Consider the following 13886-nt stretch of genomic DNA (forward strand, 5'->3'; position numbering starts at 1 on the left):
TGGAACGCAGGTGACGCCACGACCGTAGCCGCAGGGCATTGCCCGAGGGTGTCCCTCATGTTTCCGGGATGTTACGCGGACCCTGAGAGGCGCGCGTTTCCGCGCCACTTAGGCTGGAGCGATGAGCACCTCCGCCGACGCGTATCCGGGACAGCGACTGGGCCTGCCGGCGACCGGGAAGGGGAGCGTCGCACGCCTCCCGCGCCGGATCCTCGGCATCGCGATCGACTGGACCGCCTCCGTCGTGATCTCGATCGCCTTCTTCGACTACGACCCGCTCGCGACGCTCGCGGTGTTCGCCGTCATCCACGTCCTGTTCATCCCGACCATCGGCGGCAGCCCGGGTCACCGCATCGCCGGCATGCGCCTGCAGGTCGAGGGCGGGGGATGGACTGGCGTGTGGCGCCCGATCGTGCGCACCCTGCTGCTCGTCCTGCTGATCCCCGCCGTGGTGTGGGATCCGGACCAGCGCGGACTCCACGACCGCGCCGCGCGCACGATCCTGATCCGCGCTTGAGACGACGAACGCCCCGCCGAAAGGCGGGGCGCTCGTCACATCCGGCTCAGCGAGGACGCGGAGCGCGCGCCTTCGTCGGATCGATGCCCTTCGGGATCGGCAGCGACGCGAGCGACTGCGAGACCGACTCGATCCGCTGGACGACGGCGCCCATGGTGGCGCGGTCGATGGCCTTGGGGTAGCTCTTGATCGTCTTCGCGAGCTGCGAGATCGGCACCTCGTCATCGCCGTGGCCGACGTACAGCTCGTGCACGGGCACGCCCGCGGCGACGCGGCTGACCTTCATCCGCTCGTCGCGCATCAGGCGCGTGAGGCGTCCGCGGGCGCCCTCGCCGACGATCACGACGCCGCCGCGTCCGACGGCGCGGTAGACGGCCTCCTGGGTCTTCGGGTTGACGCCGACGGGCATCTCGCTCGAACGCCAGCTGCGGCCGAGCATCGTCGACAGCACGTGCCCCGTGGCGCCGGGCATTCCGTCGATCTTGCGGTACATCGCCTTCGTCGAGACACGCGTGAGGGTCATCATGGCGGCGAGCAGGCCGAGCATGAGGCCGGCGAGGCCCCACAGGATCACGCCCCACACGGACGGCTGGAGGAGGAAGCCGAGCAGGATGCCGATGGCGATGCCGGCGACCAGGATCCCGAGCAGCAGCCAGCCGAGCCAGGGGTACACCTCACGCGTGAAGGTGAACAGGGACCTGATCTGCTTGAAGAATCCCGGGCGCTTCTCTGCCTCGGGGGTGCGTGCTGCCATGCTTCCAGCCTACCGAGTCGACGGGCACGCGCCGACCCGTCGCGTGCGCGGGGACTCGTCCACAGGCGCTCTCATCTCGGCTGCGCCGCCACATCGCCGCCCGCCCCGGCACGGCCCACAGAGGAGCGCGCAGGATGACGTCATGGTCAGTGCGCGTCCTCCTGCCGAAGTCCCGGAGACCGACGGTGCGCCGGCGCCCACCGATCCCGCCGCGGGGCCGCTCACGAACGCGTATCGACCGATCCGCCGGCTCGGCCCGCCGCAGGCGCCGCTCGAGGGCGTCCTCGCGGCCGCGGGGGAGCGCCGCGTGGTGCTCGCCGACACGGTCGCCTCGGCCGACCGCGTGTTCGTCGGCCGCGCGCACCCGCCGCAGCACCTTCTCGCGCCGATGGATCTCGTGCGTCGCCACGACGGGCACGACTTCGAGCTGCCGTGGTGTCGCGAACCCGTCGCGCGGCTGCTCGACGTGCGCACGGCGGGATCGCGGCCGCTCGGCGGGGGCGAGCTGGTGACCCTCGTCGTGAGCCTCCTGCGCGGCACGCGCGAGGCGTGGGAGGACGTCGCGCCCGAGACCGAGCCGGTCGCCGGGCGGTGGTGGCTCGATGACGACGGCCGGCCGCTGTTCGCACCCGCCGAGGACGGTGGCCCGGTCGCGGGGGAGGCGAGCGCGCTGCTCGGTCAGGCAGTCGGCCACACGAAGGACCGCGTCCTGCTGCGCCTGATCGAAGAGGCGCGCGACGCGCTGCAGCGGCCCCGGCGGCTGCGTCGTGCGCTCGAGCCGCTCGAGGACGCGCTGTTCGAGGCGTGCGCTCCGCGGCCGATCGAGCGGATGGGCGACCGGTCCCCGGGGCGCACGACGACAGCCGCCGACGACGCACCCGACGTCGCTGGGGCGGATGCGCCGGGCAGCGCCGGGTTCGTGGGCCTGATCGAGCGCTTCACCGACGCGGGGTTCGCCGAGACGATGGGGGACGCGGTCGACCGCACGCGCACGGCCGCTCGGCGCGCCCTCGCGGGCGGGCGACGGCTGCCCATGCTCGCGGGGGCGGCCGCGGCGGCGGCCGTGATCGCGGTCGGGCTGCTGTGGCCGTCGGAATCCGAGCCGGCGGACGCGCACGCGCGCGACATCGCGAAGCCGTCCCCGACGGCGACATCGCCGAGCCCCACGGCCGCGCCCTCCCGGCCGGCGACGCCCGCGCCCACGCCGTCCGGGTCGCCCGGCCCCGAGGACGCGCAGACCGCCGCGGTCCGGCTGGTCGGCGCCGTCGCGGAATGCGCGGCCCACGGCGATCCGCTGTGCGCCGGGGTGCGCGACGAGACCGCCGAGCCGTTGCCCGACGCGGCGCTGCGGCTCGCCGCGACCGCCGAGCCCGTGCTGCTCGACGACTACGGCGACGTGGCGGTCGTCCGGCTGGAGGATCCGTCTCGTACGAGCGAGGTTGTGCTGCTGCAGCTCGTGCGGCCGGCGGAGACGTGGCTGCTGCGCAGTGCACAGGCGCTGCCGGGGTCGGGATGAGCGCGAACGCCGGAAGGGCCCGGCCGGCGAGACGCCGGGCCGGGCCCTTCCGTGACTACTGCGTGATCAGATGCCGAGGTCGCCCTGGAACGCGGCCTCCTCGAGGCGCGACTTCACGGCGCTCAGGAAGCGCGCCGCGTCGGCGCCGTCGATCGTGCGGTGGTCGTACGACAGGGCGAGGTAGACGTACGACCGGATGCCGATCGCCTCCACGCCGTCGACCTTCACGACACCGGGGCGCTTGTAGACGATGCCCGTGCCGAGGATGGCCGACTGGGGCAGGAACACGACAGGCGTGTCGAACAGCGCGCCGCGCGAACCGGTGTTGGTCAGCGTGAACGTGCCGCCGGCGAGCTCGTCGGGCTTCAGCTTGTTGTCACGCGTGCGGGCCGCCAGATCGGCGATCTCGTGCGCGATCTGCGCGAGGTTCTTCGAGCCCGCGTCGCGCACGACCGGCGTGAGCAGGCCACGCGGCGTGTCGACGGCGATCGAGAGGTTCTCGCTCGGCGGGTACACGATGTTCTCGCCGTCGAGCGTCGAGTTGACGATCGGGTACGCCTGCAGCGCCTCGGCGGCGGCCAGCGCGAAGAACGGCAGGAACGACAGCTTGTCGCCGGTCTTCGACTGGAACTCGCCCTTCACCTGGTCGCGGAAGGCCGACAGCTTGGTGACGTCGACCTCGACCACGGTGGTGAGCTGAGCGGTCGACTGCATCGACTCGACCGCGCGCGATGCGAGCACCTTGCGCAGGCGCGACATCGGCTGCGTCGTGCCGCGCAGCTCCGAGACCTCGAGCTTCGTGGCGGGAGCCGACTGCGTCGGGGCGGAGGTGCCCGCGGCAGCCGGAGCCGCGGCGGCCTCGGCGGCCTTCAGCACGTCCTCCTTGCGGATGCGACCGCCCACGCCCGTACCCGTGACCGACGCCAGATCGACGCCGTTCTGCGCGGCGAGGCGACGCACGAGCGGCGTCACGTACACCTTGTCGTCCTCGGCCGACGGGGCCTCGGGCTCTGCCTTCGGGGCCTCCTGGGCCGGAGCGGCGGCCGGGGCCTGCTGCGCCGGAGCCTCCTGCGCCGGGGCGGCCGGGGCCTCCTGCACGGGGGCGGCCGGGGCTTCCTGAGCCGGAGCGGCCGGGGCCTCCTGAGCCGGAGCAGCCGGGGCCTCCTGAGCCGGAGCAGCCGGGGCCTCCTGTGCCGGCGCGGCGGCGGGCGCGCCGCTGCCGACGCGCGCGAGCACGGAGCCGACCTCGACGGTCTCGTCCTCCTGGACGAGGATCTCCTGGATCACGCCGGCGACGGGCGAGGGGATCTCGGTGTCAACCTTGTCGGTGGAGATCTCGAGCAGGGCCTCGTCGACGGCGATCTCGTCGCCGACCTTCTTCAGCCAGCGGGTGACGGTGCCCTCCGTGACGCTCTCGCCGAGCTCGGGCAGGACGATGTCGGTCGCGTCGCCGTCGGGCTGCGTCTCGGCGGTCGGAGCGGCCGCGGGCGCGTCCTGCTCGGTCGAGGGAGCCTCGGCCGGGGCCGCGGCGGGCGCCTCCGCCTGCTCCTCGGGCGCCGGTGCCTGCTCGGCGGCCGGCTGCTCGGCGGCGGGGGCGTCGTCCGACGAACCGCTGCCCGAGCCGTCGCCGATCTTCGCGAGAACAGCGCCGACCTCGACGGACTCGTCCTCCTGAACGAGGATCTCCTCGATCACACCCGCGACGGGGGACGGGATCTCGGTGTCGACCTTGTCGGTCGAGATCTCCAGCAGGGCCTCGTCGACGGCGATCGTGTCGCCGACCTTCTTCAGCCAGCGGGTGACCGTTCCCTCGGTGACGCTCTCGCCGAGCTCGGGGAGGACCACGGAAGTACTCATGTCGGAGTCTCCTTCAGGATTCGATGACGTTTACAGCTTAGTGACGTGGGGTGCGCGAAGCTCACCGCCGGACGCTCAGACGGCGTGCAGCGGCTTCCCGGCGAGGGCGAGGAAGGCCTCGCCGAGCGCCTCGCTCTGGGTGGGGTGCGCGTGGATGAGCGGGGCGATGTCCTCGGGGTGCGCCTCCCAGGCGACCGCGAGCTGCCCCTCCGTGATGAGCTCGCCGACCCGGTCGCCGAGCAGGTGCACGCCGAGCACGGGGCCGTCGGCGACGCGCACGACCTTCACCAGGCCGCCCGTGCCGATGATCTCGCTCTTGCCGTTGCCGGCCAGGTTGTACTCGTAGGTGCGCACGGCGTCGGCACCGTGCTCCGCGACGGCCTGCGCCTCGGTGAGCCCGACGGATGCGGCCTCGGGGTGCGAGTACGTGACCTTCGGGATCTGCGTCTCCGGCACGGGCACGGGCTTCAGCCCCGCGATGGCCTCGGCGACGAAGGTTCCCTGCTGGAAGCCGCGGTGCGCGAGCTGCAGGCCGGGCACGATGTCGCCGACGGCCCACACGCCCTCCGCGGTCGTGCGCAGCTGCTCGTCCACCGTGACGTATCCCCGGTCGAGCGTGACGCCGGACTCCTCGAACCCCAGGTCGGCCGTCACGGGACCGCGTCCCACCGCGACCAGGAGGTAGTCGGCGCGGATCTCCGAGCCGTCCTCGAGAGCGACGGTGACGCCGCTGGCGTCCTGCGTCGCCGAGGCGAACCGGACGCCCAGGCGCGCCTGGATGCCGCGCTTGCGGTACGCCCGCTCCAGCCCCTTGCTGAGGGCGATGTCCTCGTTCGGAACGAGGTGATCCAGCGCTTCGACGATGGTCACCTCGACGCCGAACGAGCGCCACACGCTCGCGAACTCCACGCCGATCACGCCGCCGCCGAGGATCACGACGCTGCCGGGCACCTCGTCCAGCGCGAGCGCGCCCTCGCTCGTGAGGACACGGCCGCCGATCTCTAGGCCCGGGAGGCTGCGGCTGTAGGAGCCCGTCGCGAGCACGACGTGCTGCCCCCGGTACGTGTCGTCGCCGACGCGCACGGTGCGTCCTGCCTCGAGTCGTCCCTCGCCCGCGACGACGGTGATCCCGCGGCGGGCGATGAGGCCCTCGAGGCCCTTGAACTTCTTGGCCACGATGCCCTCGCGGTAGGCGCGCAGAGCCGCCGGGTCGATGCCGCCGAAGGATGCGGTGACGCCGTAGGACGACGACTCGCGGACCGAGTCGGCGATCTCCGCCGCGTGCAGGAGCGCCTTGGTCGGGATGCACCCGCGGTGCAGGCACGTGCCGCCGAGCCGATCCTTCTCGATCAGCGCGACGCTCTTGCCGAGCTCGGAGGCGCGCAGGGCCGCGGCGTAGCCCCCGCTGCCCCCGCCCAGTACGACGAGGTCGAACTCGTGCGCGGTCACTGCACCTCACCGCCCGCTGCGACGAAGTCGATCAGCGCACGCACCGTGGCACCCGTCGGGCCCTTGTCCGTGAAGCCGAAGGCGCTGCTCGCGCTCATTGCGGAGCCCGCGATGTCGAGGTGTACCCACGGGATGCGCGGGGCGTCGTCGCCCTCACCCGTGCGTCCGACGAAGCGCTGCAGGAACAGGCCGGCGAACAGCGAGCCGCCGTTGCGGTTGCCCATGTCGGCGTTGCGCATGTCGGCGATGCGCGAGTCGAGCTGCTCCGCGATGTACTCGGGAAGCGGCAGCGCCCAGGCGAGCTCGCCCGTGCGGTCCGCGGCGCGCAGGAACGCGTCGACCGCGTCGCCGTGGCCCATCACGCCCGTGTGGCGCGTGCCGAGGGCGACGAGGATCGCCCCCGTCAGGGTCGCGACGTCGACGATCACGTCGGGGTTCTCGCGGCTCGCCGCGACGAGGCCGTCGGCGAGCACGAGCCGGCCCTCGGCGTCGGTGTTGGTGACCTCGACGGTCGTGCCGTCGAGCATCGTCAGCACGTCGCCGGGGCGCGTCGCGCGGCCCGACGGCATGTTGTCGGCGATGCACATCCACGCCGTGACGCGGACGGGGAGGTTCAGCTGCGCCGCGGCGCGGACGACCGCGAGCACCTCGGCGGCGCCCGTCATGTCCTCGTTCATGCCGAGCATGGACGCCGCGGGCTTGAGCGACAGCCCGCCCGTGTCGAACGTGATGCCCTTGCCCACGAGCGCGACGTGGCGCTCGGCGCCCTCGGGGGCCCATTCGAGCCGCACGAGGCGGGGCGGACGGTCCGAGCCCTTACCGACGCCGAGGATGCCGCCGAAGCCGCCCTCCTCGAGCGCGGCCTCGTCGTACACCGTGACGTCGATTCCCAGGCCGTCGGTCGCTGTCACGGCCGCGTCGGCGAGCTGCTCGGGGCTCTGCCGGTCGGCGCTCGTCGAGACGAGGTCCTTCACGAGGGCGACCGCCTCCGCGCCCGCCCGCACGACCGCGAGCTCGGCGTCGTCCACGGGACCGGGGACGTGCACGAGCACACGCGACGCCCGTCGCTTCTTCCGCGCCTTCTCGAGATCCCGCGTCTTGTAGGAGCCGAACGTGTACGCACCCAGCGCGGCGCCCTCGGCCGCCGCCCGCCACGCGTCGTCGATGTCGGCGGCGACGTGGACCGCGACGGTGTCGAAGCCGACGAGCTGACGCGCCGCGGTGCCCACCGCCTCGCGCACGGCCGCCGTGTCGGCGTCCGGTCCGAGGCCCACGACCGCGAGCGGCAGCTGGGTGACCTCCGGGGCGTAGACGCGGGTGAAGGCGTTCTTCGCGCCCGTGAAGCCGACGGCGTCGAGCGCGGGGCGCAGGCCCGGGATGTCGAGCTCGTCGTCCTCGCCGAACGAGGGGATGGCCAGGATGGCCGCCTCCGCGCCTTCGGTGGGGAATCGATCGTCGGTCAGCGCGAGAACGGGAATCGGCATTCCTCCATCCTAGGTACGCGCTGAGCGGAACCGGGCCTCGCCGTTCCGTCGGCTCGTAGCATGGAGGCATGCCCTCGACTGGTGACATCTATGATCGGGTCGCGAACGGCCCGGTCGTGCCCGACCGCCTTCCGCTGGTCATCCTGATGACCGGCTTCACGGACGCCGGCGGGGCCGTGTCGAACCTCATCGACTTCGCGCGCAACGAGCTGAACCCGCGACCGGTCGCGGTGTTCTCGAACGACACGCTGCTGGACTATCGCGCGCGCCGCCCCATCGTCACGTTCGAGCAGGACCACCTCAGCGACTACCGACCGCCGCGCCTGGAGCTGTCGCTCGCGCGCGACGCGCTCGGCCAGCCGTTCCTGCTGCTGTCGGGCTACGAGCCCGACTTCGCGTGGGATGCGTTCGTCGAGGCGGCGATCGACTTCGCGGACGAGTTCGCGGCCAAATCCGTCACGTGGGTGCACGCGATCGCGATGCCGGTGCCGCACACGCGCACCCTGGGCGTGACGGTCAGCGGCAACCGGGCCGACCTGATCGAGGCGCACTCGATCTGGCATCCGCGCACTCAGGTGCCGGCGACCGTCGGCCACCTGCTCGAGTACCGCTTCATCGAGGCCGGCTTCGACACCGCGGGCTTCGTGCTGCTCGTGCCGCACTACCTCGCCGAGACCGACTACCCGGCCGCGACCATCGCCGCGCTGGACAAGCTGATGGCGGCCACCGGGCTCGTCTTCACGCTGGACGAGCTGTACGGCGAGAACCGCGAGTACCTCGGGAAGGTCGAGGATCAGATCGCGGGCAACGAGGAGCTGGGCCGGATGGTGCAGGGCCTCGAGGAGCGGTACGACGCGTACGCCGCGGGACTCGCAGGCGGCGGCGAGCCGACCGTCGGCGGTCTGCGGGAGCGGGAGCTGCCGAGTGCCGACGAGCTCGCGGCCGAGCTCGAGCGCTTCCTCGCCTCGCGCCCCACGGGCGACGACGACAAGCGGGGCTGATCCCGCGCCTGCGGGACGCCGCGGAAGGGAATAACGACGCGCCCGCGCGGGTTGACTGAGAGTGCGCGAAAGCGGCGCCGCCGCGCCGCACGAGGGCCTGGGCGTAGTGCCGCTCGACGTATGAGAGAATGGGTGTCCGACCCGTTGTCGAGACGCCGCATGCGGATGCGCCGGACTTGACAAGGGTCTTACTAGTGCCCGAATACACCCGGGGGCGCGGCGCGCGGCGCCGCCGGTGAAAGGCGAAACGTGACCACTGCCACGAAGACTCCGCGGACCACCGCGAAGAAGAAGGACGCTGCCGAGGCGGATGAGACCGTCGAGGTCACCACCGCGAAGAAGACGACCACGGCGAAGACCACGGCGCGCAAGACCGCCGCCAAGAAGGCCACCGAGGTCGAGGGGACCGGCGCGGGGGCCGACAAGCCCGCCCGCAAGGCTCCCGCCAAGAAGACCGCGGCCAAGGCCGCGCCCAAGAAGAGCGCCGCGGACTCGGACGAGCCCGACGACGAGGTCGTCGACGAGGACGTCGAGCTCGAGGCTGCCGAGACCGAGACCGAGGCCGAGGCCGGCAAGGACGACGCCGCCGAGACCGCGGAGGAGGACGAGGCGCCCAAGAGCGTCGTGACCGAGCCGCTGCCCACGGGGGCGATCGTCATCACGTCGAGCGACGAGGACGAGGTCCCCGTCTACTCCACTCAGATCACGGGCGCCACGGCCGACCCGGTGAAGGACTACCTCAAGCAGATCGGCAAGGTCCCGCTGCTGAACGCGGCGGAGGAGGTCGACCTCGCGATGCGCATCGAGGCCGGCCTGTTCGCCGAGGAGAAGCTGTCGAAGATGTCGGCGGCGGAGAAGTCCAGCCAGCTCGGACTCGACCTCCAGTGGGTCGCCCGCGACGGCCAGCGCGCGAAGTCGCACCTGCTCGGTGCGAACCTGCGCCTCGTCGTCTCGCTCGCGAAGCGCTACACCGGCCGCGGCATGCAGTTCCTGGACCTGATCCAGGAGGGCAACCTCGGTCTGATCCGTGCGGTCGAGAAGTTCGACTACACGAAGGGCTTCAAGTTCTCGACGTACGCGACCTGGTGGATCCGTCAGGCGATCACGCGCGCCATGGCCGACCAGGCGCGCACGATCCGCATCCCGGTGCACATGGTCGAGGTCATCAACAAGCTCGCCCGCGTGCAGCGTCAGATGCTGCAGGATCTGGGGCGCGAGCCCACACCCGAGGAGCTCTCCAAGGAGCTCGACATGACCCCCGAGAAGGTCATCGAGGTGCAGAAGTACGGCCGTGAGCCGATCTCGCTGCACACTCCTCTGGGTGAGGACGGCGACAGCGAGTTCGGCGACCTGATCGAGGACACCGAGGCGGTCGTGCCGGCCGACGCGGTGGGCTTCACGATGCTGCAGCGTCAGCTCGAGAGCCTGCTCGACTCGCTCTCCGAGCGTGAGGCGGGCGTGATCCGCATGCGCTTCGGCCTGGGAGACGGACAGCCCAAGACGCTCGACCAGATCGGCGACACGTTCGGCGTCACGCGCGAGCGGATCCGTCAGATCGAGTCGAAGACGATGGCGAAGCTGCGTCACCCGAGCCGTTCGCAGTCGCTGCGCGACTACCTCGAGTGATCCGTCGATGACCGCCGCAGCCAACGAGGGCAAGGCCCTCGAGGTCGAGGTCGACGGCGAGCGCGTGCAGCGGATCCCGCTGCGCACGCGCGTCGTCATGCCGGATGACGACCTGGATCAGATCATCACCGAGTACGCCAAGGACGCGGTGCAGCCGGGTGACCTGCTGTTCGTGACCGAGAAGATCGTCGCGATCACGCAGGGGCGCTCGTACCTGCTCAGCGACATCCGCGTGCGTCCGCTCGCCCGCTTCCTGTCGAAGTACGTGCAGAAGACGCCTTACGGCATCGGGCTCGGCATGCCCGAGACGATGGAGATGGCGCTGCGCGAGTGCGGGACGCCGCGGATCCTCCTCGCCGCCGCCGTCGCCGCCGTGACGAAGGCCCTCGGGCGCAAGGGCGACTTCTACCGCATCGCGGGCGACAAGGCACGCGCGATCGACGGCCCCACGAGCGGCACCATCCCGCCGTACAACCAGGCGGTCGTGCTCGGACCCGCCAAGCCTCGCGCGGTCGCGCACCGCGTGCAGGCCCTGGTGGGCTCCGGCGTCGACGTCGCCGTCGTCGACATCAACGACATCGGCGGCAACATTCTCGGGTCGACGCTCGACAAGGCGGGGGAGAAGCGCCTCGTGCGCATCCTGCGCGACAACCCGCTGGGGCAGGGACACCAGTCCACGCCACTGGGGATCGTCCGCCCCATCTGACCCGCGCCCTCACGCAGAAACGCCCCTCCTCGGAGGGGCGTTTCCGCGTCTGGCGTCAGAAGCCGATCGCCTTGCGGTAGCGCGGCTTGTGACCCGTGCGGATACCCGTGACGCTGGGCTTGTTCTCGTAGACGCCGGCGCCCCAGTTGCCCTCGACCAGCACGGGGCCGTCTGGGCTGACGACCACGTCCCAGCCGACGTACGGCACCTCGGGCACCACGCGGGCCACCTCGTCGATGAAGGCCTTGACCTCGTCGATGAGGGGCAGGCGGAAGTCCGCGATCGGGAAGTCCGTGTCGGGGTGCTTCTCGTGCACGTGGTTGTGCGAGTCGTAGCCGGGGCCGAACGCCCGCCCGTCGTCGTGCAGCATCGTGTAGAAGCCGCCGTACGACATCTGGTCGCTCACGGCGCCGCGGCCGAACTTCTGCGCGATCGCAAGGAGGTGCACGTCCGTGCCGTCGAAGAACGCCGTGATGCGCGTGGTGTTCACCGTGCCGGGGCACACCGCGGCGAGGTCGTCGTGCTGGCGGATGACCTCCTCCAGCAGCAGCTCGTCGCGCTCGAGCAGACCGCGGTGGAAGGCGTCCCAGTCCGAGACGTCCTTCGCGTGGTAGCGGCGCACGCCCAGCCCCATGTGGCTGACGGGCACCTTCGCGATGAACGTGCCGTGCTTTTCGGCGAAGGAGCGCACGGCGTCGGCGTTGCCCGCCTCGACGATCAGCCACTCGCGCTTGAGGAAGCGGTCGAACAGCTTGTTGAACTCGATCTTGTTCTCGAACAGGACGCGCTTGTCCTTCTGCGCGAACCGCTGCGCGAGCTGCATCGAGACCGGGTGGGTCATGTACGTCGCGCGCTCGTCCTTCGACAAGATCGCGAAGTCGTAGTCGACGTAGTCCTGGAACGCCACGTCGTGCCGGGCGGCCGACCACAGCATGTCGGCGAACACCTTCGGCGTCCACGTGCCGTGCTGCTCGTGCACCTCCCTGGCGCGCTCCGCGACCGACTTGACGTCGATGCGGCGGGCGCGCTCGGCGAGGTAGCGGAACTTGCCGGCGAGGCCGAGGCGGTTGTCAGACATTCACACTCCGAGGGTCATCGGGGCCGATCGGCCCTCGGGTTAGTCTAGGTCGGTGACCTGGCCGAACCCCCGGCGGGCGACCCCCGTCGCACGCGTATCGCGCTCGGCCCTCCTCTCCAACGCGCGGCTTCTCGCGCGCGATCCGGGCGCGGTCGCCGACCTGCGGCGCGATGCCTGGGGGCACGGGATCGAGCTCGTCGCGGCGGTCGTCGCGGAGGCGGGCATCCGGTCGGTGGCGGCCGACGAGCGGGATGCGGCCGCCGTCACGTCGACCGGTCTGGCGCTCGTCCAGCGGGAACCGTCCGCCGGCGAGCTGCTCTACGGCATGCCCGGATCGGGCGGTGAGCCCGCACTGACGCTCGCGGCGCCGGTGCTGTCCACCAAGCGCCTGCTGGCCGGCGAGGGCGTCTCGTACGGATACACGCATCGGGCGCAGGCCGATACGCGCGTGGCGCTGATCGCCGGCGGGTATGCGGAGGGCGTCGTGCGCGCGCTCGGGAACCGGGTCGGCGTCGAGCTCGCGGGCGACGTGCGGCCGATCGTCGGGCGCGTGGCGATGGACGTGTGCGTGATCGACATCGGCGACGCCCCGGTGCAGCCGGGCGACGAGGCCGTCTACTTCGGCTCCGGCCTCGTGCGCGACGGGCTCGCCGCCTGGACGACCGCGACCGGTCTGACCCCCGCCGAGCTCGTGTGCGCGGTCGGGCTGCACGTCGAGCGGGAGGTGTCCGGATGACGAGCGAGCTGCGGATCTCCCGCGCGCGCCTTGCGGCGAACATCGAGGCCGTGCGGACGCGCATCGCACCCGCCGAGCTGCTCATGGTCGTGAAGGACGACGCGTACGCGCACGGGGTCGAGGCGGTCACGGCGGTCGCGCTCGACGCGGGCGTGCGCTGGTTCGGTGCGATCGACGTCCGCAGCGCGCTGCGTGCGAAGGTTGTCGCGGGCGACGCGGCGCGCGTGTTCTGCTGGCTCACGCTCGGCGCCGAGGACGCCACCACCGCGCTGGCGGGCGGTCTCGAGCTCGGTGTCGGGGACGCGGACTACCTCGAGCGGATCGCCGATGTCGCGCGGGAGGTGGCCGTCGTGCATCTGAAGATCGACACGGGGCTGCACCGCAACGGCGTGCGACCCGAGGACTGGCCCGCGTTCGTGGCGCGCGCCGCCGAGCTCGAGCGCGAGGGCCGCATCCGCGTCGCGGGCATCTGGAGCCACATCTCCGAGGCGAGCGACGAGGACGACGACGTCGCTCGCGCCGCGTTCGACGCCGCGGTCGAGGTGGCTCGCGCGGCGGGGCTGAACCCGGAGGTGCGTCACCTCGCCGCGAGCGCGGCCGGCTGGGCGCGCGCGGAGTTCCGGTACGACCTCGTGCGCGTCGGGGCTTTCTGCTACGGCATCCGCTCGGCCGACGGGCCCGAGCTCCCGGGCATCGCGCCCGCCGCGACGCTTGTGGCGCGCGTCGCCGCCGTGCACGACGGCGAGGCGGAGATCGGCCTCGGCTCCCTCGACGGCCTGCCGTCGTCGCTGAGCGGTGCGGCGTCCGTCGGGACGCCGGCGGGGGCGCGGGCGCTGCGACGCGTCGGCCTCGCGTCGAGCGTCGTGCAGGCCTGGCCCGGCGCCGCCGTGGGCGATGAGGTCGCGGTCTTCGGCCCGGGAGCGTCGGGCGAGTCGTCGTCCACGACCCTCGCCGAGGCGATCGGCACGGTCGGCGAGGAGCCTGTTCTGCGCGTGTCGCCGCTCATCCCGCGTCGCATCGTCGACTGAGCCGCGATTCGCGGCGGGCACCGGCCCGCGAGACCTCAACTCCGTGACGAGACATCACCGCACGGCGATGAGTCGTGCCGGACATGAGGTCTCGCGCCGGATGGCCGCACCCCGCGCGCACAGAACGCGCCCGC

At 72.1% G+C, this 13886-nt stretch carries 12 protein-coding genes; 7 read left to right on the plus strand and 5 right to left on the minus strand.

Annotated elements, in window-relative coordinates; genetic code table 11:
- The first annotated feature begins 121 nt into the window (after nt 1–121).
- Nucleotides 122–517, plus strand: a complete 396-nt coding sequence (locus BJP60_RS06530) for an RDD family protein (protein ID WP_203138429.1) — start codon at nt 122–124, stop codon at nt 515–517.
- Nucleotides 518–563: 46 nt separating this feature from the next.
- Here BJP60_RS06530 and BJP60_RS06535 read toward each other — a convergent pair whose 3' ends face one another.
- Entirely contained in the window at nt 564–1271 is a 708-nt protein-coding gene (locus BJP60_RS06535; RefSeq protein ID WP_203138430.1) for a DUF4191 family protein, read from the minus strand.
- A gap of 142 nt (nt 1272–1413) precedes the next feature.
- Here BJP60_RS06535 and BJP60_RS06540 point away from each other — a divergent pair, with 142 nt between their 5' ends.
- The gene (locus BJP60_RS06540) at nt 1414–2787 is read left to right on the plus strand and encodes a hypothetical protein (protein ID WP_203138431.1); all 1374 of its coding nucleotides are present in this window, start codon (nt 1414–1416) and stop codon (nt 2785–2787) included.
- Between the two features lie 66 nt (nt 2788–2853).
- Here the strand turns inward: BJP60_RS06540 and sucB are convergent, their stop codons facing one another.
- The 3 genes from sucB to BJP60_RS06555 all read right to left on the minus strand — a co-directional run bounded on the left by sucB (nt 2854) and on the right by BJP60_RS06555 (nt 7577).
- Nucleotides 2854–4644: a 2-oxoglutarate dehydrogenase, E2 component, dihydrolipoamide succinyltransferase gene (sucB, locus tag BJP60_RS06545; RefSeq protein WP_203138432.1), complete on the minus strand. Its 1791-nt coding sequence runs from the start codon at nt 4642–4644 to the stop codon at nt 2854–2856.
- A gap of 75 nt (nt 4645–4719) precedes the next feature.
- On the minus strand, nt 4720–6093 hold the full coding sequence (gene lpdA, locus BJP60_RS06550; protein ID WP_203138433.1) for a dihydrolipoyl dehydrogenase: 1374 nt from the start codon (nt 6091–6093) through the stop codon (nt 4720–4722).
- Nucleotides 6090–7577 (minus strand): leucyl aminopeptidase, encoded by a 1488-nt coding sequence (locus BJP60_RS06555; RefSeq protein WP_203138434.1) that lies wholly within the window; start codon nt 7575–7577, stop codon nt 6090–6092. Before BJP60_RS06555 ends, lpdA begins: the two co-directional genes overlap by 4 nt.
- 68 nt (nt 7578–7645) lie before the next feature.
- On the opposite strand from BJP60_RS06555, the gene BJP60_RS06560 reads away from it, so the two are divergent.
- From BJP60_RS06560 to BJP60_RS06570, 3 genes are all read left to right on the plus strand, one after another.
- Entirely contained in the window at nt 7646–8578 is a 933-nt protein-coding gene (locus BJP60_RS06560) for a proteasome assembly chaperone family protein (protein WP_203138435.1), read from the plus strand.
- 249 nt (nt 8579–8827) lie between these two features.
- Nucleotides 8828–10204, plus strand: a complete 1377-nt coding sequence (locus BJP60_RS06565) for an RNA polymerase sigma factor (protein WP_203138437.1) — start codon at nt 8828–8830, stop codon at nt 10202–10204.
- Between the two features lie 7 nt (nt 10205–10211).
- Entirely contained in the window at nt 10212–10910 is a 699-nt protein-coding gene (locus BJP60_RS06570; protein ID WP_203138439.1) for a coenzyme F420-0:L-glutamate ligase, read from the plus strand.
- A 55-nt stretch (nt 10911–10965) separates the two neighbouring features.
- Here the strand turns inward: BJP60_RS06570 and BJP60_RS06575 are convergent, their stop codons facing one another.
- Entirely contained in the window at nt 10966–11988 is a 1023-nt protein-coding gene (locus tag BJP60_RS06575; protein WP_203138441.1) for a sugar-transfer associated ATP-grasp domain-containing protein, read from the minus strand.
- A gap of 52 nt (nt 11989–12040) precedes the next feature.
- On the opposite strand from BJP60_RS06575, the gene BJP60_RS06580 reads away from it, so the two are divergent.
- Together BJP60_RS06580 and BJP60_RS06585 are read left to right on the plus strand one after the other, a co-directional pair.
- Nucleotides 12041–12724: an alanine racemase gene (locus BJP60_RS06580; RefSeq protein ID WP_203138442.1), complete on the plus strand. Its 684-nt coding sequence runs from the start codon at nt 12041–12043 to the stop codon at nt 12722–12724.
- On the plus strand, nt 12721–13752 hold the full coding sequence (locus BJP60_RS06585; RefSeq protein WP_203138443.1) for an alanine racemase: 1032 nt from the start codon (nt 12721–12723) through the stop codon (nt 13750–13752). The genes BJP60_RS06580 and BJP60_RS06585 overlap by 4 nt, the downstream gene beginning before the upstream one ends.
- Nucleotides 13753–13886 lie beyond the last annotated feature (134 nt).

Origin of the sequence: Microbacterium sp. JZ31, assembly GCF_016805985.1 — a bacterium.
Taxonomy (GTDB): Bacteria; Actinomycetota; Actinomycetes; order Actinomycetales; family Microbacteriaceae; genus Microbacterium.

Coding starts and splice junctions, on each gene's coding strand:
- BJP60_RS06530 (WP_203138429.1), top strand. CDS start 122: ATGAGCACCTCCGCCGACGCGTATCCGGGACAGCGACTGGGCCTGCCG.
- BJP60_RS06535 (WP_203138430.1), bottom strand. CDS start 1,271: ATGGCAGCACGCACCCCCGAGGCAGAGAAGCGCCCGGGATTCTTCAAG.
- BJP60_RS06540 (WP_203138431.1), top strand. CDS start 1,414: ATGGTCAGTGCGCGTCCTCCTGCCGAAGTCCCGGAGACCGACGGTGCG.
- sucB (WP_203138432.1), bottom strand. CDS start 4,644: ATGAGTACTTCCGTGGTCCTCCCCGAGCTCGGCGAGAGCGTCACCGAG.
- BJP60_RS06555 (WP_203138434.1), bottom strand. CDS start 7,577: ATGCCGATTCCCGTTCTCGCGCTGACCGACGATCGATTCCCCACCGAA.
- BJP60_RS06560 (WP_203138435.1), top strand. CDS start 7,646: ATGCCCTCGACTGGTGACATCTATGATCGGGTCGCGAACGGCCCGGTC.
- BJP60_RS06570 (WP_203138439.1), top strand. CDS start 10,212: ATGACCGCCGCAGCCAACGAGGGCAAGGCCCTCGAGGTCGAGGTCGAC.
- BJP60_RS06575 (WP_203138441.1), bottom strand. CDS start 11,988: ATGTCTGACAACCGCCTCGGCCTCGCCGGCAAGTTCCGCTACCTCGCC.
- BJP60_RS06585 (WP_203138443.1), top strand. CDS start 12,721: ATGACGAGCGAGCTGCGGATCTCCCGCGCGCGCCTTGCGGCGAACATC.